Genomic DNA, 21694 nt, shown 5'->3' on the forward strand with positions numbered 1-21694 from the left:
GCGGGCTCAGGCCACGAGTTCGCGTTCCAGCGGGGTGCGGAAACGCGGGGTGATGCGGGCGTCGCCCACCCAGCGGGCGAGGCGGGCGGCCTCGGCTGCGACGGCCCCCTCGGCTGCGCGGCCGGGGTCGCCCAGCAGCCGCCAGACGATCTCGCCGTCCGCCCGCTGGGCCCAGCCGCCGACGATCTCACCGTTCCACCAGACCGTGGGGCCGATGTTGCCGGCGTAGTCGAAGAGTGCGGGCCGGTGCGCGGGGTCGAGGTGGAAACTCCGGTCGGCCCAGCCCATTCCGCTGGGGTCCAGGCCGGGCAGCAGCGCGGCCCAGGGTTCCGGGGCGGGTTCGGACGCGGTGTCGCCGGGCCCGACCAGGGCGGTGCTGCCGTCTTCGAGGCGGACCTGGTCCGGGCCGATGGCGGCGAGGGCCTTGCGGACGTCGGTGAGAGTCCAGCCCGTCCACCACTTCAGGTCCGCCTCGGTGGCCGGTCCATAGGCGTGCAGCCAGCGGCGGGCGATCTCGGAGCGGGCCTCGGCGGGAGGTACGGCGGGCCAGGGCTCGGTGTGCACCCAGCGGAACTGGCTGGAGGTCCACGATCCGCGCGGCCGGTCACGGCGGATCCGGCCGTCCGCGGCCAGGAGCCGGATCACACGGGTGGCGACGCCGGTCTCGGCCTCGTACTTCTTGCCCCGGCCGACGGTGATCTTCCGGCGCAGTGCGGGCACGGCCGCTGAGAGCTGGCTGCCGGTGCAGGGGCCGTGGGCGTCGAGGGCGTCGAGTGCGGCGGCCTCGGCCCTGGCCAGCCAGTCGGCATCGAGGCCCTGGCCGTCCTCGTCGAGGTGCTTGAGCAGCGTGAGGCGCTCCTTGACGGCGATGCCCCGTGCGGTGGAGGAGTCCACGTACGGGGCGAGTTCGTCGGAGACGGCGAACAGGGTCCTGCGCATGCTGAGCAGTCGCACGAGGGAGACGTCCTCGTAGAGCGCCTTCTCGACGGCGGCGGGGCCGCCTTCCGCGAGCCGGGCGCGGGCCGAGAGGAACAGGGTCGCGGCGTCGGTGGCGTGCAGGGCGACGACGGCGTCCGCGGCCTCGGCCACCGTGGCGGCACGTGCCGAGGGAGCCAGGCGGTGTCTGCGCCCGAGCCGGTGGCGGCGCTCGGCGGTGGTGATGAGAGGGAGGCTGGGGCTCATCCTCCCGATCGTAGGCCGGGCCGCCGACGTCGGCCCGGCCTGCCGTGCGGGCGATCAGAGGGAGAGCTTGAACCCGACGTGGGACGCGGTGAACCCGAGCCGTTCGTAGAAGCGGTGGGCATCGGTGCGGGTCACGTCCGAGGTGAGCTGCACGAGTCGGCAGTTCTCACGGCGGGACTCCTCGATGGCCCATTGGATGAACCGGGTCCCCAGGCCGCTGCCGCGCTCGTCGGCGTGGACCCGGACGCCTTCGATGATCGAGCGAGTGGCTCCCTTGCGGGACAGCCCGGGGACGACGGTGAGCTGGAGGGTACCCACGACGCGCCCCTTGCGGACCGCGACGACCACGTGCTGGTTGCGGTCGTCGGCCAGGCGCTTGAACGCAGCGATGTACGGGGTGAGGTCGTCGGGCGACTCGCGAGTGGCTCCGAGCGGGTCGTCGGCCAGCATGGCGACGATGGCGGGCAGGTCCTCCTCGGTAGCGGGGCGGATCACCGGCTCGTCGGGATCGGTCATGCAGAGGTTCCTTTCTCGGCCGCCGCTCTCAGCCCGCTGCCACGGTGAGCGGGGCCCAGCGACGGGTCCAGTCGCCGGGCAGTCCCGGGATGTCGCGGGTCATGACGGCGTTGAACGCCACGGAGCCGAGGCCGCGGTCCTTGAGCCAGGCGAGGAGATCCTCGTGGCGCACGTCGATGTCGGTCCGCAGCGGACGGTCGGTGGCGGCGGCGAGTGCGGTGACGAGTGCCTGGGCACCGGCCGTGTCGCGCGCGATCAGCGGCCCGATCACATGGGTCTCCATGTTGGGCCAGATCGCGGCATAGCCGACGAGCTCGCCCCGGCCGTCCTCGGCGACCAGCAGCCGGTCCGCGAAGGCCGGAAGCCGCGTGATCATGTGTGTCCGGTCCGTGCCGAAGACCTCGGTGTCCAGCTGGACGATCCGCGGGATGTCCTCACCGGTCGCCGGCCGGACCGCCACGGGGCCCGCCTCGGGCGCCGGGTCCGAGGCCTCCCGGCGGAAGCTGCCCCGGAGCATCTCGGCACTGCCGGTGGCGTCGAAGCCGAGTTCCTCGTAGAGGGGGCGGCCGTAAGGAGTGGCGTGGAGGGTGAGCGGGACGCCCTTGAGCAGGTCGTCGCAGACATACGTCATCAGCCTGCGCCCCAGGCCGCGGCGGGCGTAGCGCTCGGCGACGAGGACCATCCCGATGGCGGCCAGCTCCGGTCCGGCGTGGGTCTGCCCGTACGAGGTGACGACGCAGGCGGCCGCGAGCCCGTGTCCATCGGGGGCGTCGATGCCGTAGCCGTTGCCGGCAGCGAGGAGCAGCCCCCATTTGTGCTCCTCGCGAGGCCACCCGCGGTCTTCGGAAAGGTCGGCGCAACTGCGGAGATCGTCCACGGTCAGCGCACGGATCGGCAGGTCGGTGAGGTGTGGTGGTGTCACGGGCCCAGACTGGATCATCAGCCGGGGGGCGTCCAGAGGATTTGGGGTCGATGTTTCACGTGAAACATCGCGAGGTCTCGCACCCGGACTTCCGCGGCGAGGTGACGTGGTGGGGACGGGCGATGTTTCACGTGAAACATTCGCTGCCTCTGCCACTCCGCGGGGAGGTGCCCTGGTGAACTGAACGGGCTAGCCTCGCCTGCCATGACCCTCCTTCACCTCTTCGATCTCGACGGGACGCTGATGTACGGCTCGGCGGCGCCCGTTGAGATCTCCCGGCAGCTCGGCCTGAACGCGGAGATCGCCGCGCTGGAGCGTGCGTTCGGTGCGCAGGAGATGGGGCCGCACGAGTTCTCGGTGGCGGCGCATGCGCTGTGGGCGGGGCTGACGCCCGGGCACGTCCGGGCGGCCTTCGACGGAGCACCGTGGTTGACCGGGATTCGCGAGGTGTGGCGGGAGATCAGGGAGCGCGGCGACTACTGCGCGGTGGTCTCGCTGTCGCCCTCGTTCTTCGTGGAACTCCTGTTGGAGTGGGGTGCGCACGCGGCACACGGCTCGGTCTTCCCGGAGGTGCCCTTCACCCGTCCCGTGGAGGCGGCCGGGATCCTGACGCCCGAGGGCAAGGTCGCGGTGGCGGACCGGCTCTGCGCGCAGTTCGGGGTGAGCCGGGCCGACTGCGTCGCGTACGGGGACTCGTCGACCGACGCGATGCTCTTCGACGCCGTTTCGGTGTCCGTTGCGGTCAACGCACGGCCATACCTGGCGGAGCGGGCGACATACGTCTACGAGGGCCGGGACCTGCGAGAGGCGTATCAGCTGGTCGCAGTGGCACGCACTGAAGTCCAAGCATCTTAAGAGGAAAGGCGGTTCGCAACGCGGACTTTCCGGGTTTTCCCGCGAGTAGTTGGGGCGGCTGGCAGGCTCTGAGGCCCAGAACCACGGATTCGAAGGCCGTGGCGTGCTTACCGACCGAGATGTTCGAAGCGAGGCACCGCATGGACGCTCCGCCCACCAGATCGGCCAGACGGACGGCCCGGATACCGTCCGGGGGCGGTGCGGTCGAGCCCTCCCCGGACGCGGTGCTCATCCGCCGCACCCTCGAAGAGATCGCACCCATCGCCGACAGGGTGACTTCGTACTTCTACGCCCTGGTCTTCACCGGGCACCCGGAGGTGCGGGGCATGTTCCCGGCCGCCATGGACGCACAGCGAGACCGGCTGCTGAAGGCACTGCTGACCGCCGCCGAGCACATCGACGACCCGGAAGTGCTCGTCCCGTACCTGCGCAGGCTGGGCACCGGGCACCGGAAGTACGGGACGATGGCCGGGCACTACCCGGTGGTCGGCGAGGCCCTCATCGGCGCGCTGTCCCGGTACGCACAGCAGACCTGGGGCCCCGAGACACAGGCCGCGTGGGTGCGGGCGTACACGGTGATGTCCCAGACCATGATCGACGCCGCGGCGGAAGACGAGGCGAGGAGTCCCGCGTGGTGGCACGCGGAGGTGGTCTCGCACGATCTGCGCACCCCCGACATCGCGGTGCTGACGGTCCGCCCCGACCAGCCGTACTCCTTCCTCGCGGGCCAGTACACGACCCTGGAGACCCCGTGGTGGCCCCGGGTGTGGCGGCACTACTCCTTCGCCTCGGCGCCGCGCGCCGACGGGCTGCTGTCCTTCCACGTCAAGGCCGTTCCGGCCGGATGGGTCTCCAACGCACTGGTGCGGCACGCCCGGCCCGGCGACGTCTTGAGGCTCGGGCCGCCGGCCGGGTCGATGGTGGTGGACCACAGCACCGACAACGGGATGCTGTGCCTGGGCGGCGGGACCGGCATCGCCCCGATCAAGGCGCTGATCGAGGACGTGGCGGAGCACGGCGAGCGCCGCCCGGTGGAGGTGTTCTTCGGAGCGCGCAGCGACGGCGACCTCTACGACAAGGACACCCTGCTGGGGTTGCAGCGCTCGCATCCCTGGCTGTCGGTGCGCCCGGTGGTCGGCGAGGGCCTCGCGGGCCAGCTGCCCCAAGCGGTGGGCGAACACGGACCGTGGAGCTCGTACGACGCGTTCGTCTCGGGGCCGCCCGCGATGATCCGCAGCGGTGTGAGCGAGCTCAAGCGGATCGGGATCCCCGGCGACCGGATCCGCTTCGACGCGGTCGAGGAGCTGGTGGGCGCGGCGGGCTGAGGCCGGGGCGTCCTGCCGGGGCTGCCTTCCGGGGCCCGGGCCGAAGCGACCCGGGCCGAACAGATCGCGGAACGGTCAGGGATCAGCCCAGGTCGGGGGCGTGCATGGCGCGAACACCTTCGATGTTGCCGTCGAGGTAGTGACGCAGGGACAGCGGGACGAGATGCACCGCGGCGATGCCGACCCGGTTGAAGGGCACGCGGACGATCTCGTACTCGCCGGCGGGCTCGTCGACTTCGGGGCCGTGCCGCTGGCTGGGGTCCATGGACTCAAGGTGGCAGACGAAGAAGTGCTGCACCTTCACTCCGGTCACCCCGCCGTCGGCGATGTGCTCGACGGTGTCGACGAAGCAGGGCACCACATCGGTGATCTTCGCGCCGAGTTCCTCGTGGAGCTCTCGGTGGAGGGCGTCGACCACGGTGGCGTCCGTGGGCTCCACTCCCCCGCCGGGGGTGACCCAGTACGGATCGACGCCGGGCTTGGTGCGCTTGATGAGGATCAGGTCGCCACCGTCGAGCAGGATCGCGCGGGCGGTGCGTTTGACCACGGGACGTTCGGTCATGGGAGAAGAGTGGCCCAGACGGAGGTGTCTGAAACGCGTGTCGGCGAAACGCGCCGCACACCGGAAGCGGAGGCTCACCAGTGGGCGGCGGCGCGCAGCAGCCGGTCGTGCGCACGGGCGAGGTGGGCGAGGGCGAGACTGCCGGTCCGAACGGCGAGGAACCAGGTGCGCAGCGGCGGTACGGGCGGCTCCAGCAGGGCGACGATCTGCCCCCGGTCGAGGGCGTCCTGGCACAGATACCGAGGCAGGACGGCAAGTCCGGCTCCGGCCCGGACGCACTCCAGTACGGCCCGGAGGTCGGGGGCGACGACGGTGGCGGCATCCGGCCGGGTGCCGGGCCGGGTCTCGAAGACCGCGGCCCAGTAGCGGGCGACGAGCGGCAGCGTCTCGTGGACCTCGACGAGCGGAATGCCGTCGAGGGCGACCGGGCCTGCCTCGCGCAGCCGGTCCGGATCGACGAGGGCGGCCCAGTAGGGCGCGGCGACCAGCACGTGCTCCTCGTCGCACAGGGCGGTCGCGCTGAAGAGCCCGCCGCGCGGGCGTGCGGTGGTCACGACGAGGTCGTGGTGGCCGGCGGCGAGCCCGTCGAGGGCCTCCTCGGCTCCGGCCTGGAGCACGGTGCGCAGGGTGTGGCCCTGACCGACGAGCGGAGCGAGGGCGGGCAGGACGCGTACGCACAGGAACTCGGGCGGACCGGCCAGGTGCAGGGTGCGTAACGCGCCGGCGGCTTCGCGTTCCGCCTCGGTTATCCGCAGCAGGGCGTCGAGGTGCGGGGCGGCCTTGTGGGCGAGTTCGTCACCCACGGCGGTGGGGGTCACCCCGCGGGCCCTGCGGTGGAACAGCGGTCGGCCCAGCTGGCGTTCGAGGGTGCGGATCTGTGAGGTGACGGCGGGCTGCGACAGCCCGAGGAGCGCGGCGGCCCGGGTGAACGAGCCCGCCCGGTGGACGGCGACGAAGGTGCGCAACAGGGCCAGGTCCATGAAGGCCCCTCTCGGTGGGGGCCTTCAACTATAAATATGCCGATAGGCCCCTGTCGTTACCGTGATTGGACTCTGACGCTGAGTCAACTAGCCTTGTGCGCGTGGTTCTTCGCGCGCGGAACCCGGAGCGGTCCGAGCCACTAGGGGGGAGGCTCGGACCGTTCTCGTTCCGGCTGGTCAGGCGCCCGTACCCGCCGAGTCGAGGGCCCCCAGCACGTCCGCGACCAGGTCATCGGTGTCCTCGGCCCCTGCGGACAGGCGGATGAACCCCTCAGGCACGGGGTCGCCGCCCCACCGTCCGCGCCGCTCCGCGGTGGACCGTACGCCGCCGAAGCTGGTGGCGTCCTCGACCAGGTGCAGGGCGGCCATGAACCGTTCGGCGTGCGCGCGGTCCGGCAGGGTGAAGGAGACGACGGAGCCGAAGCCCCGCATCTGCCGGGCGGCCGTCTTGTACGACGGATCCGAAGGCAGCCCGGGGTAGCGCAGCCCGGTGACGTCCGTACGGTCTGCCAGCGCCTCCGCGACGGCCAGCGCGTTGGCCCACTGGCGCTGGGCGCGCAGCTGGATGGTGGCCAGGGAGCGGTGGGCCAGCCAGGCCTCCATCGGGCCCGGGATGGCACCGACGATCTTGCGCCAGCGCCGGACGGCGGCGGCGAGCTCCGGGTCGCGGCAGACGACGTAGCCGAGCAGGAGGTCGCCGTGGCCGGTGAGCCCCTTGGTGCCGCTGGCGACGGAGAAGTCCGCGCCGAGTTCCAGAGGCCGCTGACCGAGCGGGGTGGCGAGGGTGTTGTCCACGGCGACGAGGGTGCCGCCCGCGTGGGCGGCGTCGACCAGGCGGCGGATGTCGCACACGTCGAGCCCGGGATTGGAGGGGGTCTCGATCCACAGCAGCCTGGCCCCGCCGAGCACGGCGAGCTGCGCGTCGTCGCCGGTCGGGGCGGTGCGGACGTGGATCCCGTACGTTTCCAGCTGCTCGCGTACCAGCGGCAGCGCCTGGTAGCCGTCGTCGGGCAGGACGACGGTGTCGCCGGTCCGGGCCTGGGAGAGCAGGACGGCGGAGACCGCGGCCATGCCGGAGGCGAAGACGACGGTGTCCACGCCGTCCTGGCCGGGTGCTTCGAGTTCCCCGATGGCCCGCTCCAGGAGGGTCCAGGTGGGGTTGGTGTCGCGGCCGTAGGTGTACGGGCCCGCCACATCGCCGGGAAGGTGGAAGTGGGCGGCGAAGACGGGTCCGGGCAGGGGCGGTTCGTTCTTGACGGGGGCGGGCAGGCCGGCGCGCACGGCCCGGGTGCCGTCGCCGATCCGGTCCGCCGGGGCTCCGGCAGCCGCTCCTGCTCCTGCGCCGGCCGCCGTCGGCCCCTCGGCGTGGTCGGTCATGCGGTGTGCTCCTTCACTGCCTCGCGTACGGCGTCCAACAGGCCCGTGCTCGCCGCCTCGACGAGTTCCAGGCACTGCTCGAATCCGTCGAGGGAGCCGTAGTAGGGATCCGGTACGTCGGCCTCCGCGGTGCTCGCCGCCGGGTCGTAGGAACGCAGCAGCCTTACCTTGGCGGCGTCCTCGGGGGTGGGTGCGAGCGTCCGCAGGTCCCGCAGGTGCCCGGCGTCGAGAGCGATGACGAGGTCGAGGCCGGCGAACCAGGAGGCCCGGAACTGCCGGGCCCGGTGGCTCTGCTCGTATCCGGCGGCCTCCAGGACGGTGACGGTGCGCGGATCGGCGCCGTCCCCTTCGTGCCAGCCGCCGGTGCCGGCGCTGTCCACCTCGACCACGGCGTCGAGCCCCGCCTCGGCGACGCGGGCGCGGAAGACGGACTCGGCCATCGGGGAGCGGCAGATGTTGCCGGTGCAGACGAAGCACACGCGGTACATGGCGGTCGGCTCAGTTCTTGTCGGGCAGGGCCATGTTCACGGCCCAGGAGACGACGGAGATGATCAGGCCGCCGATCAGCGCGGTCCAGAAGTTGTCCACGTGGAAGCTCAGGTCGAGCTGCTTGGACAGCCAGGAGGTCAGCATCAGCATCAGGGCGTTCACGACGAGGGTGAACAGTCCGAGGGTGAGGACGAACAACGGCAGCGAAAGGAGCTTCACCACGGGCTTGACGATGAGGTTGACCAGGCCGAAGACCAGCGCGACGAGGATGAGTGAAAGGGTCCGGTGGCCCAGGGAGCTCTTGTCGTCGAGCGTGATGCCGGCGAGCAGCCAGATGGCGACGGCCAGGGCCGCCGCGTTCGCGAGCGTCTTGACTACGAAATTTGTCATGTGTCTGATCGTGGCAGAGAAGATCCCGGTGGGACATCGGCAGATCAGCGGATGCCAGGGAACGTGAGAGAGCAAGGGGCACAAAGACGATGAAGGCCTTCCGGCTGGACGAGCTCGAGGCGGAGCGGCTCGCGAACGACGGCGCCTATCTGCAGTTCCTGCGTGAGCGGAACATGTCGGTCGGGCTGTACGCCCTCGACGCCGGCCAGAGCGACCCGCAGCAGCCGCACCGCCAGGACGAGGTGTACTTCGTGGTGAGCGGCCGGGCTTCGGTCACGGTCGGGGAGGAGACGACGACGGTGGCGCGCGGCAGCGTCGTCTACGTGCCCGCCGGGGTGGTGCACAAGTTCCACCACATCACCGAGGACCTGCGGGTATTGGTGGTGTTCTCCCCGCCGGAGGCCTAGCCGGGCGGCCCCGACCCAGGGTCGGACCCCCTGATTCCCCTAGGGGGCGGATCAGGGGAGTCCGGGGGCTGGCGGGCCCCCGGGAGGTTGGGCGGCCTCCTAGCATCGAGAGCAGGAAGTCACGGCTCAGGAAGCTCAGGAAGAGGTTGACGACATGGACGGCATCCGAGAGACATTCGCAGGCATGCCCTGGTGGGTTAAGTGGGTCGCGATCCCGCTTTTGGTGCTCTTCGTCTTCGGCGGTGTCATCACCAGCATCCTCGGCGCCCTGATCTCGTTCGTCTTCAAGCTGCTGCTCTTCGTCGGCCTCGTAGCCGGCCTGGTCTTCATCGTGAAGAAGTTCACCGGCAGCGGTACGAAGTCCTCCTCCCGCGACTGGTAGGTCTCCATGGCACGGGCCAATCCCCGGGTCAATCCCGGGGATTAACCCGAGCGGGGGAACGTCAGGTGGCAAATCGCCCACACCGCGGGAATCGGCGGATAGAGTGGCAATCTGTGCCGTTCCCTGGACGTCGGACGCCGGTGATGCCGCCCTGACCTGCGGTTTCTCCAGATCCGGCCACGTGTGACCCCCCGGGAGTCGCGGCATGTGCGGGGGCGGCCCCCGCAGGGCGGGCCCTCCCCAGGCCCGCCGCCACGCCTGGGGGTGAGCTTTGTCTTCGGTTCACAATGCCGGTGTGCCGACGCTGATCGGTTCGGTGCAGCGCGCGTTGAGGCTGCTCGAAGCAGCGGGTTCCCATAGCGACGGAGCCCCGGCGAAGCAACTGGCGCGCGAGGCCGGGCTCCCACTCCCCACCGCGTACCACCTGCTGCGCACCCTCACGCACGAGGGCTATCTGCGGCGCGAGAGCGGCGTGTTCGTGCTTGGTGCCGCCGCCGGGCGGCTGGCGGGCGGCGGGCTGCAGCAGAAACGTCGCAGCATGATCGTCGACTCCCTCGCGCACTTCCGCGACGCGGTCGGGGCCCCCGTCTACTTCGCGGTGTTCCGTGAGGGTGAGATCGAGCTCGTGGGTGTTTCGGACACTCCGGCCAACCCCGCCGTCGAGGAGTGGGCCGATTTCCGCGCGACCGGCCATGCGCACGCCATCGGACAGTGCCTGCTGGCCCAGCTCGATGAGAAGACGCGCAGGGACTACTACGAACGGCACCCGGTCGAGGCCGTCACCCAGTACACCGTCAGGGACCAGAGCGCCCTCGAATACCGCATCGGCTCTCTCGGACGCATGGAGCCGGTTACGGAGCGTCAGGAGTACGCGCTGGGCACGGTCTGTGCAGCCATCCCCATCACCGCGGGCGATACCGCCGCAACAATGGCGATTTCCCTCCCTTTGCACCAGGAGGAAAGATTGCTGTATGTGGTCGATCGACTACGGAGTGAAGTAGGCGCGCTGTTGAGCACCCTCTCGTTCTCTATCAGTATCTGAAAACTCACTCCTTGTGATCTGCATGAGCTTCCACCACCCTTGTCAAGAGGGCCTTGGGGGTTCATTCCTGGCCACTTCCACTACAGCGGGGTAGTCCATGCGCGAGTCGGTACAGGCAGAGGTCATGATGAGCTTCCTCGTTTCCGAGGAGCTCTCCTTCCGGATCCCGGTGGAACTCCGGTACGACACCCGTGACCCCTACGCAGTGCGCCTGACGTTCCACCTTCCCGGAGACGCCCCTGTGACCTGGGCGTTCGGACGGGAGCTGCTCCTCGACGGCATCAACAAGCCGTGCGGCGACGGCGATGTGCACATCGCCCCCACCGACCCCGAGGACCTGTCCGACGTCCACATCCGGCTCCAGGTCGGCTCTGACCGGGCCCTCTTCCGCGCCGGCGCGGCGCCGCTCGTCGCCTTCCTCGACCGTACCGACCGGCTTGTTCCGCTCGGTCAGGAGCGCAACCTCGGCGACTTCGAGGACAACCTCGACGAAGCGCTGGACAGGATCCTGGCCGAGTCGCGGCAGAACGAGCAGAACGCGGGCTGAGCGGACCGCACGCGCCGAGCCGCCCCGGGCCCCCGAGCCACCCGGGTCGCTCAGCGCTTGCGCCGCCGTCCCCGGCCTCCGCGGACCGGCGCGGAGGCCGCCGCTCCGGCCGGGGATCCCGGCCGGTCGGCAGAGACCACCAGCGCGGCGAGCGCCGTTGTCATCGGAACCGAGGCCACCAGGCCGATCGATCCGACGAGGGTCCGTACGATCTCCTCCGCGACCAGCTCGCTGTTGGCCACCGAACCCATGCTGCTGTTCGCAATCGAGAACAGCAGCAGAAGCGGAAGCGCCGCGCCCGCGTAGGCCAGGACCAGGGTGTTGACCACCGATGCGATGTGGTCGCGGCCGATCCGGATGGCCGCACGGTACAAGGAGCGGGACCCCATCGACGGGTCGGCCTGGTGGAGTTCCCAGACCGCCGAGGTCTGGGTGACCGTCACGTCGTCCAGCACACCGAGGGATCCGATGATGATGCCCGCGAGCAGCAGGCCGCTCATGTCGATCTCCGGGTAGAGCCCGTGGATCAGCCCGGTGTTGTCGTCGGTGTTTCCGCTGAGGAACGCCCAGTCGACGAACACCGAGCCCAGCAGCCCGATCAGCAGCAGCGAGGCGAGCGTGCCCAGAACGGCGACGGAGGTACGGGCGCTCAGTCCGTGGCACATGTAGAGCGCGATGAGCATGATCGCGCTGGCGCCGACGACCGCGACGACCAGCGGGTTCGAGCCCTGGAGGATCGCCGGCAGGATGAAGAGTGTCAGCACGCCGAAGCTGACGACCAGCGCGATCAGAGCGAACAGGCCGCGCATCCGGCCGACGACGACCACCGCTACCGCGAAGATCGCGGCCAGCACCGCCAGGGGCAGCTTGCGGTTCACGTCGACCACGGAGTACTGGAGATCCCGGGGCGCGTCCGGCGCGTACGCGACGACCACCTCTTGGCCGTCCTTCAACTGCCGTGGTGCGCCCGGCTGGACGATCTCGAAGAACGTGCGGCCCTTGTCGGGTCCGGTGGTGACCTCGATGGTGGCCTTCTTGCACTCGCCGGTCTGCGCGGCCTTGGCCTCGCGCCCCTCCGGGGTGGAGACACTGCCGGTGGCCGGCACCTGCGAGGCGTTCACGGATTTGCAGTCGACCTGTTCGAGCGCGGTGACGACGCCCTGCTGGGTCTGCCGGTCGAAGCCCACCCCGGAGCGCTCGTGGGCGGGTGCGCCGCCCGGCCAGAGCACCACCATGCCGACGAAGACGGCGACGGCGAAGGGGATCAGGACCGCCGCGATGACCTTGCGCAGGTGCTTCGAGACGGGGGCCGCTGGTCCGTGGCCGTGGGAATGACCGTGGGAGTGGCCCTGGGCCGGGCCCTGGGCATGTCCGTGGTCATGCCCGTGGTCATGCCCGTGGCCCCCGTGTGCGTGGTCGTTGTGACCCGTGGGCTCGGTGGGCTGGGTGGGAGGCTGCGGCGAGGACGTCACCGGCAGATCATCGCAAGAGTTGAGGGGGCCCACTGTTCAGCACGCCACAGATGACGCTAGCGTGGGGGCACCTTTGCACAACGCGGGAGCTCGGAGCACCGGGCTGAGAGGGCGCTGATCACCGTACGCGCAGCACACATGCGTGCGGGAAGAGGCTGCGTCGACCGCCGAACCTGTTACCGGGTAATGCCGGCGTAGGGAGATCAGGTCTCATGACCATTCATGACGCACGCACGCCTGCCGTCAGCCAGGACGGCGACGGCCCCACCGAGCGCCAGCCGGGCTGGCACAAGGGCTACGTGGCGGGCTCCCGCCCCGACATCCGGGTGCCGGTCCGCCAGGTCCACCTCACCAATGGCAAGGACGTGACGCTCTACGACACGTCCGGGCCGTACACCGACCCGCAGATCGAAACCGACGTACGGCGCGGCCTGCCGCCGCTGCGCGAGAACTGGATCATCGGCCGCGGTGACACCGAGGAGTACGCGGGCCGCCCCGTGCGCCCCGAGGACGACGGCATCAAGCACACCTCGCCGCGCGGTGGCCTCAAGAACCTCGACGCGGTCTTCCCGGGCCGCCCGCGCCAGCCCCGCCGGGGCCGTGGCGGTGCCGCCGTCACGCAGCTCGCGTACGCCCGCCGCGGTGAGATCACCCCGGAGATGGAGTACGTCGCGATCCGCGAGAACGTCTCCCCCGAGGTCGTCCGCGAGGAGATCGCCGCCGGTCGCGCGGTGCTCCCCGCGAACGTGAACCACCCGGAGATCGAGCCGATGATCATCGGCAAGCGATTCCTGGTGAAGGTCAACGCCAACATCGGCAACTCCGCGGTCACCTCCTCGATCGAGGAGGAGGTCGACAAGATGACCTGGGCGACGAAGTGGGGCGCCGACACGGTCATGGACCTCTCGACCGGTCGCAACATCCACACCACCCGCGAGTGGGTGCTGCGCAACTCCCCTGTCCCGATCGGCACCGTGCCGCTGTACCAGGCGCTGGAGAAGGTCGATGGCCGTGCCGAGGACCTGACCTGGGAGATCTACAAGGACACGGTCATCGAGCAGGCCGAGCAGGGCGTCGACTACATGACGGTCCACGCCGGCGTGCTGCTGCCGTACGTGCCGCTGACCGCCCGCCGCAAGACCGGCATCGTTTCCCGCGGCGGCTCGATCATGGCCGCGTGGTGCCTGGCGCACCACAAGGAGAACTTCCTCTACACGAACTTCGAGGAGCTCTGCGAGATCCTCGCGGCGTATGACGTCACGTACTCGCTGGGCGACGGCCTGCGCCCCGGCTCCATCGCGGACGCCAACGACGCGGCGCAGTTCGCGGAGCTGAAGACGCTGGGCGAGCTGAACACCATCGCCAAGCGGCACAACGTGCAGACCATGATCGAGGGGCCGGGCCACGTCCCGATGCACAAGATCAAGGAGAACATCGACCTCCAGCAGGAGATCTGCGAGGAGGCGCCGTTCTACACGCTCGGCCCGCTGACCACGGACGTCGCTCCGGCGTACGACCACATCACCTCCGGCATCGGCGCCGCGATGATCGCCTGGTGGGGCACGGCGATGCTCTGCTATGTCACGCCGAAGGAGCACTTGGGCCTGCCCAACCGCGACGACGTGAAGACCGGCGTCATCACGTACAAGATCGCTGCGCATGCGGCCGACCTTGCCAAGGGGCACCCGGGCGCCCAGGAGTGGGACGACGCCCTGTCGGACGCGCGGTTCGAGTTCCGCTGGGAGGACCAGTTCAACCTGGCCCTCGACCCGGACACGGCCCGAGAGTTCCACGACGAGACGCTTCCGGCCGAGCCGGCCAAGACCGCGCACTTCTGCTCCATGTGCGGTCCGAAGTTCTGCTCGATGAAGATCTCCCAGGACATCCGCCGTGAGCACGGCGGCGACCTGAAGGCTGATGAGATCGAGGCCGGCATGGCGGAGAAGTCCGCCGAGTTCGCGGCGAGCGGCAACCGGGTGTACCTCCCGCTGGCCGACTGACCCGCCCTGGCGGTCGGCGCTGCTCTGGGGAGGAGGAGGGGACTTCCCAGGGCAGCGCCCCGGCTGCTCTGGGGAGGAGGAGGGGACTTCCCAGGGCAGCGCCCCGGCACGACGCGATGTTTCACGTGAAACAGGGACGGACGGACCGTTGCGGGCCGGGCCGCGGTATTACTGCGTGCCGCCGTCCGGGCTGCTGAAGTCCGGGCTGGTGAAGTCCGGCGGGGTGTAGCCGGGGCGGGGGCCCTGTGACGGGGACCCCGGGCTGGTGAAGTCGGGCCGGGTGTATCCCAGGTTGGGGATGCGCCCGGCCTTCGGCGTGTGCGGGGCCGGATATGCCGGCGCCGCGCTCGGATCGGCCAGCGCGTCCCGCAGGAACGGCAGGATGCCCCGCTCCAGCAGGGCACGCCGCCAGGCCTCGCGGGCCCGCGTGACCTCGTCGGGTATCGCATTGGCCTCATCCTCGGCCACCACCTCGGTCGCCCGGTTGCGGACGGCCGTCACCAGCAGCCCGATCACCGCGAACAGCAGCGAGACCACGGTCAGTGCACCGAACAGCCAACCCGCCGTCAGCATCGTTTGCGCGAAGGCGGGTTCGGGCTCGACCGCCTTCAGGATGTAGCCCACGAGCAGGAAGATCAGCATGGCGGTGCCCGCCAGGACCGGTGCCAGCACGGCGACCACGGCACTGACGCCCGCGCCGTCCTCGCCCTCGCCCTGCTGCCCGGCACCTTGGTCCCCGGCCGAACCGGGGGTGGACAGTACCTCGTCGCGCCGCTCTCCGCGGAGTTTCACGTAGTGGTCGTATTCGGCCGCGGCAGCGGCCGTCAGCAGCGCGCTGGCCCCGATGGCCATCGTGCGCAGTTGTTCGGCGTTCAGGCGCTCGCCGAGGGCGGCGAGCTCGGGCCGTTCGTGCGCGGTGCGCAGCGCCTCGTCGAGGAGCCGATCGAACTCGGGTCGGTCTTCGGTCAGCAGGTGCGGAGCGCTGTTCATGTGCATCCCCCGATGCTCCGTAGGGACCGGTTTGCCCGCGTAGACCCGGGCGCCGGCACAAACGGAGGAGAGCCTGCTACGGATAGGGCGATGGTAGAGCGCCCATGCCACGGCGTGACAGGGGCTTTCCCGAAATTACCCCCGTTCTGATAACCCTCAGTCGTTCAACGGGAGTTGCACGACCAGCAGTTTGCCCGCCATCGTGACTCCGCCGTCCATCGCGATGGCGAGTCCCTCCGCGTACACGTGCGGGCCGTTCACGGCCTCCGGGCCGCGCGACTCGTCGCCGTCCTCGGTGCCCACCTCGCCCAGCAGGTACGGGATCGGGCTGTGTCCGTGCACGACGCGGCCGCCGCCGTAGGTGTCGAGGAGTTCGCGTACGGCCTGGGGGCCGGTCTCCTCGTCGCGGAAGGCGAACCGCTTGGTGAACTTGCGGAACAGGTCCCAGGTGATGTCGGCGTCGTTGCGGTTGAGCAGCTCGTGGATGGTGTCGTTGACGTCCTCGACGGAGTCGCCGTAGTCGAGGTACGCGGTGGTGTCGGAGTGCAGCAGCAGGTGCCCGTCCTCCAGCACGGCGGCGTCCAGCCGCTGCATCCACTGCAGGTGTACGTCCTCCAGGCGCTCCATGTCGGTGCGCTGGCCGCCGTTGAGGAGCCAGGCGGCCTGGAAGGTGGCGGTGCCCGCGCCCGAGGCGACGGGGGTGTCGCCGAACCGCTTGGCGCCGATGAGGAGCAACTCGTGGTTGCCCATGAGGGCCTTGCAGTAGCCGCCCGCGGCGGCGGCCTCGGCGGACAGCCGCATGACGAGGTCGATGACGCCGATGCCGTCGGGGCCGCGGTCGGTGAAGTCGCCGAGGAACCAGAGGCGGGCGTTGCCGGCCGACCAGCGGCGGTCGGCGTCGATGAGGCCCTGGGCCTGGAGCTCGTGGACGAGCTCGTCCAGATAGCCGTGCACATCGCCCACCACGTACAGCGGTCCGGGGCCCGCGGCCGGGGACTCCTGGGGAACGTAGTGAATCTGGACGGTGTCGCCCGGTCCGCCGCGGCCGATGATCGGCAGGTCGCGGTGGGTGGGCGTGTAGCCCTCGTCGAGTTCGTCCCCGTCGGCCGGGGCCGGTCCGCCCGTGGCGGGGTCCTGGCCCGTGGGCGGCTGCGGGGGCACCGAGGGCTGCGGGGGTACCGGCGGGGGAGGGGGCACCGGCGCGCCCTCCCCGTAGTACGCGGGGTACTCGCCGTACACCGGGGCCTCTTCGGGCTGCGCGCCGGGCACGCCGTACGGGACGGGCTCGGTGACCGGGACTCGGAAGTCCCGCAGCGTCTCCGTCCGCATCGCGGGTCCCTGACCGGCCCCCTGAGTCATCGACCCCTCCACCACCGTCGCGCTGCCGTACACCTGCGGACCCTCCTGACCTCCTGGGCGGAGGGTCCGTGATGTCGTGCGCCCATCATAGGAATGCGGCTCGCGCTCTGTGACGCACCAGGGGTGGTGAATCCTGGGCGGAACCAATAGTTCCTGCCGCTTTCTCCCGAAATAGGTGTTGCCGAAATCCCCGGCGGGGCCGTCGGCCCCGCCGGTATCGCGTGGCGACCGTCAGTCCTTGGCCGGTGAGCGGGGCGGGCTGACGGTCGTACGCGGCTGCCTGCGCTGCGAGGAGGTACGGATGATCAGCTCCGTCGGGACCACCTGTTCCACCGGGCGGCCGGTGTCGACCCCCTCGATGGCGTCGATCAGCAGCTGTACGACGGCGGTGCCGATGCGGCGCGGTTTGAGGGAAAGGGTGGTGATGGGCGGTTCGGTGTTGGCGTACACGGTGGACTCGCTGCAGCAGACGAGCAGCAGGTCCTCGGGGACGCGCAGGCCGTAGCGCCGGGCGGCGGCCAGCAGATCGGTCCCGTTGGGGTCGAAGAGCCCGTAGACGGCGTCGGGCCGGTCGGGCCGGGCGAGCAGCCGGTCCGCCGCGACGGCGCCCGCGCAGGGGTCGTGTGCGGGGTAGGACTCGTAGACGGGGTCCTGGCCGACGCGCTCGCACCAGTTGAGGTAGGCGGTGGTGGACAGCCGGGTGTAGGTGTCCGTGGTGGTGCCGGTCAGCAGCCCGATCCGGCGGGCGCCGGCGGCGGCGAGGTGGTCGAGCAGGTTGAGCACGGCGGCTTCGTGGTCGTTGTCGACCCAGGCGGTGACGGGGAGGGAGCCGGCCGGGCGGCCGTCGGAGACGACGGGGAGGCCCTGGCGGACCAGTTCGCTGACGACGGGATCGTGGTCGGAGGGGTCGATGACGACGGTGCCGTCGAGGGCCACGTTGGACCACACGTCGTGTCGGGAGGTGGCGGGGAGGATGACGAGGGCGTAGCCGCGGGCGAGCGCGGCGGAGGTGGCGGCCCTGGCCATCTCGGCGAAGTACGCGAATTCGGTGAAGGTGAAAGGTTCATCCCCGTACGTGGTCACGGTCAGGCCGATGAGGCCCGACTTGCCGGTACGGAGGGTGCGGGCCGCGGCGGAGGGGCGGTAGCCCAGTCGATCGGCGACCTCGCGAACGTGGCGGCGGGTGGCGTCCGGCAGCCGTCCCTTGCCATTGAGCGCGTCGGAGACGGTCGTGATCGAGACGCCGGCCGCGGCGGCCACGTCCCTGATGCCGGCCCGGCCCTGTCGGCCGGCGGCCCGCCGGGTGGTCTCGGTCCGGCTCACCTGATGCTTCCCTGCTGCTGTCATGGCGAGCCGATAGTAGGGCTCCGTGGGGTGGGTGGTCCGGGTGCATATGCACGCGTTGACAGGCACGATTCTGCATGGTTCGCCACCCCCAATGACCTTGGAAATGAAGGAATTTGTACGCGGAGAGTAAGCTGGGCGTTTGTCACCGGGTACGGGCATGCCAAACCGGTGTGGTCTCGGGACGGTCTCAACTCACCTGTACGAGGGATGCGCGCCACGGCGTGGGCCACCGGCGCACGCATATATGCGTGCGCTCCCCCGCAATCCCGGCGCCGCCCATTTTCGGGAGGGCGGAATCCTCATAAGGTGAGCAGTATTGAGTCGACGGCGACGTCGTACGGGACGGTCGAGGAGGACCTGCGGTGAGCGAGAAGAGCCCGAAGCTGCGCGCCGAGCTGGACGGCATTCCCACCTACAAGCCCGGGAAGCCCGCTGCCGCGGGCGGGCCCGTCGCGTACAAGCTGTCCTCGAACGAGAACCCGTACCCCCCGCTGTCCGGGGTGCTGGAGACCGCGATCGCGGCGGCCGGACAGTTCAACCGCTACCCCGACATGGCCTGCACGGGCCTGGTGAACGAGCTCGCCGAGCGGTTCGGGGTGCCGGTCGAGCACATCGCCACCGGCACGGGCTCCGTGGGTGTGGCCCAGTCGCTGATCCAGTCGACGGCCGGCCCGGGCGACGAGGTCATCTACGCCTGGCGGTCCTTCGAGGCCTACCCGATCATCACGCAGATCTCGGGTGCCACGTCCGTGCAGGTCCCGCTGACCGACGGGGACGTGCACGACCTCGACGCGATGTTCGACGCGATCACCGAGCGCACTCGGCTGATCTTCGTATGCAACCCCAACAACCCCACCGGCACCGCGGTGCGCCGTGCCGAGCTGGAGCGGTTCCTGGACCGGGTCCCCTCGGACATCCTGGTGGTGCTGGACGAGGCGTACCGCGAGTTCGTCCGCGACACCGAGGTGCCGGACGGCATCGAGCTCTACCGCAGCCGCCCGAACGTCTGCGTGCTGCGTACGTTCTCCAAGGCGTACGGGCTGGCCGGCCTGCGCGTGGGCTTCGCCGTGGCGCACGAGCCGGTGGCGGCGGCGCTGCGCAAGACGGCGGTGCCGTTCGGTGTCAGCCAGCTCGCGCAGGACGCGGCGGTCGCCTCGCTGCGCGCCGAGGACGAGCTGATGGGCCGGGTCGGGGCCCTGGTGGGCGAGCGTGCCCGGGTCCACAAGACGCTGCTCGGCCAGGGCTGGACCGTGGTGCCCGACACGCAGGCGAACTTCGTGTGGATGCGGCTGGGGGAGCGGACCGCCGAGTTCGCGGCGGCCTGCGAGAAGGCCGGTGTGGTGGTCCGGCCCTTCGCGGGCGAGGGCCTGCGGGTCACGATCGGTGAGCCCGAGGCGAACGACATCTTCCTGCATACGGCGGAGGCGTTCTTCAAGGAGATGTAGCCCTCGGGGACTGCGCCGGCTCCGAGCGGCTACGCGAGTTCCACGCGGATCGGGTCGCCGTCGCGGACGGTGGAGAGCAGGCGGGGGTCGCCCTCGAACGAGCCGAGCACGTTGCACGGGCTCGCCAGGCGGCTCTCGCCTGCGCGCGATATGGGCGTGGGGCCGTAGGGCAGCGCGAGTGCGTCGCCCTCGGTCCAGAACGCGACCGTGCCCGGCTCGACGACCTGGCGGGCATCGTGTTCCAGGGCCACGGAGACGCCGGTGTCGAAGTAGACCTCCTCGCCCCAGGTGTTGGCGGAGGCGGAGATCGGAAGGGCCTCGGCCAGCGCTTTGCTGGTCGGGGTGTCGTCAAGGGTTGCCGTGAGCTGGCCCGCGGGCCAGGAGATACGAATCCTCATGGGCGGCATTCAACAATCTGTTGAACAGGTTGGCTAGGGGGACCCCCGCCTGAAACGCGCCGAAGCCGGTACGACATAATGCTTGTGAATGTGAACGCGTTCACAAGCGTGCCCTGCTTCGTCCGTATTGGGTAGGGCATGCCAGGCAGCGGCAGTGACCCACGGCGCACCGAAGGAGACGACGACGTGGACGTAGCTTTGGCGCCAGAGACGTTGGCGCGATGGCAGTTCGGCATCACCACCGTCTACCACTTCCTCTTCGTCCCACTGACGATCTCGCTCGCCGCGCTCACGGCAGGCCTTCAGACCGCCTGGGTGCGTTCGGGGAAAGAGAAGTACCTCAGGGCCACCAAGTTCTGGGGCAAGCTTTTCTTGATCAATATCGCCATGGGTGTGGTCACCGGCATCGTGCAGGAGTTCCAGTTCGGCATGAACTGGTCCGACTACTCGCGCTTCGTCGGTGACGTCTTCGGGGCGCCGCTGGCCTTCGAGGCGCTCATCGCCTTCTTCTTCGAGTCGACCTTCATCGGCCTGTGGATCTTCGGCTGGGACAAGCTGCCGAAGAAGATCCACCTGGCCTGCATCTGGATGGTCTCGATCGGCACCATCCTCTCCGCGTACTTCATCCTCGCGGCCAATTCCTGGATGCAGCACCCGGTCGGCTACCGGATCAACGAGGAGCGGGGCCGTGCCGAGCTCACCGACTTCTGGCTGGTCCTCACCCAGAACACCGCGCTGACCCAGTTCTTCCACACCATCACGGCGGCCTTCCTGGTCGGCGGCGCCTTCATGGTCGGCATCTCCGCCTTCCACCTGGCCCGCAAGAAGCACATCCCCGTGATGCGGACCTCGCTGCGCCTCGGTCTGATCACGCTGATCATCGCCGGCATGGGCACCGCCATCAGCGGTGACCTGCTCGGCAAGGTGATGTTCAAGCAGCAGCCGATGAAGATGGCCGCCGCGGAGGCGCTCTGGGACGGCGAGGCGCCCGCGCCCTTCTCCGTCTTCGCCTACGGAGATGTCGAAAAGGGCCACAACAAGGTCGCGATAGAGATCCCCGGCCTGCTGTCCTTCCTGGCCAACGACGACTTCACCTCCTTCGTCCCCGGCATCAACGACGTCAACAAGGCCGAGCAGGAGAAGTTCGGACCCGGCGACTACCGGCCCAACATCCCGGTCGCCTACTGGGGTTTCCGCTGGATGATCGGCTTCGGAATGGCCTCCCTCGGCGTCGGCGTGCTGGGGCTCTGGCTCACCCGGAAGAGGTTCATGCTGCCTCCGGGGCTGCGCACCGGCGAGGACGAGGTCCCGCACCTGGTCCTCTTCAAGAAGGCGCTGAGCCCCCGGTTCGCCACCTGGTACTGGATCGTCGCCCTCTGGACCATGGGATTCCCGCTCATCGCCAGCTCCTGGGGCTGGATCTTCACCGAGATGGGCCGCCAGCCCTGGGTGGTCTACGGAGTCCTGCGCACCCGCGACGCGGTATCGCCGCACGTCTCCCAGGGCGAGGTGCTCACCTCGATGATCGGCTTCACGCTCCTGTACGCCGTGCTCGCGGTGATCGAAGTCCGGCTGCTGGTGAAGTACGTGAAGCTCGGGCCGCCCGAGCTGACCGAAGCCGACGTGAACCCGCCCACCAAGATCGGCGGGGACGACAAGAACCCCGACCGGCCGATGGCCTTCTCGTACTGAGGCTGAGGGGACCAC

The 21694-nt window shown here is 70.0% G+C and carries 22 protein-coding genes and 1 riboswitch; of the genes, 9 read left to right on the top strand and 13 right to left on the bottom strand.

Annotated elements, in window-relative coordinates:
- Positions 1-6: 6 nt before the first annotated feature.
- From ACIBAD_RS23435 to ACIBAD_RS23445, 3 genes are read right to left on the bottom strand one after another with little or no spacing between them, the layout of a single operon-like run.
- Positions 7-1182: a winged helix DNA-binding domain-containing protein gene (locus ACIBAD_RS23435; protein ID WP_398908249.1), complete on the bottom strand. Its 1176-nt coding sequence runs from the start codon at positions 1180-1182 to the stop codon at positions 7-9.
- Between the two features lie 54 nt (positions 1183-1236).
- The gene (locus ACIBAD_RS23440) at positions 1237-1698 is read right to left on the bottom strand and encodes a GNAT family N-acetyltransferase (protein WP_134072891.1); all 462 of its coding nucleotides are present in this window, start codon (positions 1696-1698) and stop codon (positions 1237-1239) included.
- A gap of 28 nt (positions 1699-1726) precedes the next feature.
- Positions 1727-2620 (bottom strand): GNAT family N-acetyltransferase, encoded by an 894-nt coding sequence (locus ACIBAD_RS23445; protein ID WP_134072893.1) that lies wholly within the window; start codon positions 2618-2620, stop codon positions 1727-1729.
- Between the two features lie 204 nt (positions 2621-2824).
- On the opposite strand from ACIBAD_RS23445, the gene ACIBAD_RS23450 reads away from it, so the two are divergent.
- Together ACIBAD_RS23450 and ACIBAD_RS23455 are read left to right on the top strand one after the other, a co-directional pair.
- Positions 2825-3475, top strand: a complete 651-nt coding sequence (locus ACIBAD_RS23450; RefSeq protein WP_134072894.1) for an HAD-IB family phosphatase — start codon at positions 2825-2827, stop codon at positions 3473-3475.
- Between the two features lie 140 nt (positions 3476-3615).
- Positions 3616-4800 (top strand): globin domain-containing protein, encoded by a 1185-nt coding sequence (locus ACIBAD_RS23455; RefSeq protein ID WP_398908251.1) that lies wholly within the window; start codon positions 3616-3618, stop codon positions 4798-4800.
- Between the two features lie 82 nt (positions 4801-4882).
- On the opposite strand, the gene ACIBAD_RS23460 is transcribed toward ACIBAD_RS23455, so the two are convergent.
- From ACIBAD_RS23460 to ACIBAD_RS23480, 5 genes are all read right to left on the bottom strand, one after another.
- The gene (locus ACIBAD_RS23460) at positions 4883-5362 is read right to left on the bottom strand and encodes an NUDIX hydrolase (protein ID WP_134072897.1); all 480 of its coding nucleotides are present in this window, start codon (positions 5360-5362) and stop codon (positions 4883-4885) included.
- Between the two features lie 74 nt (positions 5363-5436).
- Positions 5437-6342, bottom strand: a complete 906-nt coding sequence (locus ACIBAD_RS23465; RefSeq protein WP_134072899.1) for a LysR family transcriptional regulator — start codon at positions 6340-6342, stop codon at positions 5437-5439.
- Positions 6343-6519: 177 nt separating this feature from the next.
- Complete coding sequence (locus ACIBAD_RS23470) at positions 6520-7719, bottom strand: cystathionine gamma-lyase (protein ID WP_398908252.1); 1200 nt, start codon at positions 7717-7719, stop codon at positions 6520-6522.
- On the bottom strand, positions 7716-8207 hold the full coding sequence (locus tag ACIBAD_RS23475) for a low molecular weight protein-tyrosine-phosphatase (protein WP_134072903.1): 492 nt from the start codon (positions 8205-8207) through the stop codon (positions 7716-7718). The genes ACIBAD_RS23470 and ACIBAD_RS23475 overlap by 4 nt, the downstream gene beginning before the upstream one ends.
- A 10-nt stretch (positions 8208-8217) precedes the next feature.
- Complete coding sequence (locus tag ACIBAD_RS23480) at positions 8218-8598, bottom strand: phage holin family protein (RefSeq protein ID WP_134072905.1); 381 nt, start codon at positions 8596-8598, stop codon at positions 8218-8220.
- A gap of 89 nt (positions 8599-8687) precedes the next feature.
- Here ACIBAD_RS23480 and ACIBAD_RS23485 point away from each other — a divergent pair, with 89 nt between their 5' ends.
- From ACIBAD_RS23485 to ACIBAD_RS23500, 4 genes are all read left to right on the top strand, one after another.
- Positions 8688-9005 (top strand): cupin domain-containing protein, encoded by a 318-nt coding sequence (locus ACIBAD_RS23485; protein WP_134072908.1) that lies wholly within the window; start codon positions 8688-8690, stop codon positions 9003-9005.
- Between the two features lie 163 nt (positions 9006-9168).
- Complete coding sequence (locus tag ACIBAD_RS23490; RefSeq protein ID WP_134074490.1) at positions 9169-9387, top strand: DUF5326 family protein; 219 nt, start codon at positions 9169-9171, stop codon at positions 9385-9387.
- 295 nt (positions 9388-9682) lie between these two features.
- Complete coding sequence (locus ACIBAD_RS23495) at positions 9683-10429, top strand: IclR family transcriptional regulator (RefSeq protein WP_398908253.1); 747 nt, start codon at positions 9683-9685, stop codon at positions 10427-10429.
- 97 nt (positions 10430-10526) lie between these two features.
- On the top strand, positions 10527-10976 hold the full coding sequence (locus tag ACIBAD_RS23500) for an SsgA family sporulation/cell division regulator (protein WP_134072912.1): 450 nt from the start codon (positions 10527-10529) through the stop codon (positions 10974-10976).
- 50 nt (positions 10977-11026) lie between these two features.
- On the opposite strand, the gene ACIBAD_RS23505 is transcribed toward ACIBAD_RS23500, so the two are convergent.
- Positions 11027-12448, bottom strand: a complete 1422-nt coding sequence (locus ACIBAD_RS23505; protein WP_398908254.1) for a YibE/F family protein — start codon at positions 12446-12448, stop codon at positions 11027-11029.
- A 72-nt stretch (positions 12449-12520) separates the two neighbouring features.
- A riboswitch (TPP riboswitch) is annotated at positions 12521-12666 on the top strand.
- Here ACIBAD_RS23505 and thiC point away from each other — a divergent pair.
- The gene (thiC, locus tag ACIBAD_RS23510; RefSeq protein WP_134072916.1) at positions 12661-14448 is read left to right on the top strand and encodes a phosphomethylpyrimidine synthase ThiC; all 1788 of its coding nucleotides are present in this window, start codon (positions 12661-12663) and stop codon (positions 14446-14448) included. Its footprint overlaps the riboswitch before it by 6 nt.
- Before the next feature lie 168 nt (positions 14449-14616).
- Here the strand turns inward: thiC and ACIBAD_RS23515 are convergent, their stop codons facing one another.
- From ACIBAD_RS23515 to ACIBAD_RS23525, 3 genes are all read right to left on the bottom strand, one after another.
- The gene (locus ACIBAD_RS23515) at positions 14617-15444 is read right to left on the bottom strand and encodes a hypothetical protein (RefSeq protein WP_398908256.1); all 828 of its coding nucleotides are present in this window, start codon (positions 15442-15444) and stop codon (positions 14617-14619) included.
- A 150-nt stretch (positions 15445-15594) separates the two neighbouring features.
- The gene (locus ACIBAD_RS23520) at positions 15595-16797 is read right to left on the bottom strand and encodes a metallophosphoesterase family protein (RefSeq protein WP_134072919.1); all 1203 of its coding nucleotides are present in this window, start codon (positions 16795-16797) and stop codon (positions 15595-15597) included.
- Positions 16798-17028: 231 nt separating this feature from the next.
- Positions 17029-18144 (bottom strand): LacI family DNA-binding transcriptional regulator, encoded by a 1116-nt coding sequence (locus ACIBAD_RS23525; RefSeq protein WP_030153252.1) that lies wholly within the window; start codon positions 18142-18144, stop codon positions 17029-17031.
- Positions 18145-18506: 362 nt separating this feature from the next.
- Here ACIBAD_RS23525 and hisC point away from each other — a divergent pair, with 362 nt between their 5' ends.
- Complete coding sequence (hisC, locus tag ACIBAD_RS23530) at positions 18507-19589, top strand: histidinol-phosphate transaminase (protein ID WP_134072921.1); 1083 nt, start codon at positions 18507-18509, stop codon at positions 19587-19589.
- Between the two features lie 29 nt (positions 19590-19618).
- Here hisC and ACIBAD_RS23535 read toward each other — a convergent pair whose 3' ends face one another.
- A complete protein-coding gene (locus ACIBAD_RS23535) occupies positions 19619-19987 on the bottom strand; it encodes a cyclophilin-like fold protein (protein ID WP_134072923.1) in 369 nt (122 codons plus the stop codon).
- Between the two features lie 186 nt (positions 19988-20173).
- On the opposite strand from ACIBAD_RS23535, the gene ACIBAD_RS23540 reads away from it, so the two are divergent.
- Positions 20174-21679, top strand: coding sequence for a cytochrome ubiquinol oxidase subunit I (locus ACIBAD_RS23540; protein ID WP_398908257.1), 1506 nt, complete (start codon positions 20174-20176; stop codon positions 21677-21679).
- Positions 21680-21694 lie beyond the last annotated feature (15 nt).

Source organism: Streptomyces sp. NPDC051109, from assembly GCF_044455885.1.
GTDB lineage: Bacteria > Actinomycetota > Actinomycetes > Streptomycetales > Streptomycetaceae > Streptomyces.